Below are 324 nucleotides of genomic sequence, written 5' to 3' on the forward strand. Positions count from 1 at the left end.
TGAAAATATAGGTGGGTAATCCGGTGTCTTGAAGCTGTTTTAATACCTTATCTGGGCCTGTATCTGCTTCACCGAGTAATAAATCAGGACTCAAGGAAAGGATCCCTTCAACGTTGATTTTCCTTACGTAACCGATTTGTGGTTTATCGGTCGCAGCAACAGGAAATACGCTAGTACTGTCCACGCCAACAATACGATTTTCCTCGCCAAGTGCATAAATAATCTCTGTGATAGAGCCACCAGAAACCACGATATTTTTGGCACCTTGATCCGCATAGGTAGGTTGTAGAAGAGAAGTGAGTAGTAGCAAACTAGAAGTTAGCA

The 324-nt window shown here is 42.6% G+C and carries 1 protein-coding gene; it reads right to left on the reverse strand.

Features of this window, described 5'->3' with window-relative positions; genetic code table 11:
• The coding region (locus CWC11_RS21435) for an ABC transporter substrate-binding protein (RefSeq protein WP_349304434.1) at window positions 1–324 on the reverse strand (324 nt) is incomplete at both ends.

Origin of the sequence: Pseudoalteromonas sp. S3178 (genome assembly GCF_005886985.1) — a bacterium.
In the GTDB taxonomy this organism is placed as follows: Bacteria; Pseudomonadota; Gammaproteobacteria; order Enterobacterales; family Alteromonadaceae; genus Pseudoalteromonas; species Pseudoalteromonas carrageenovora.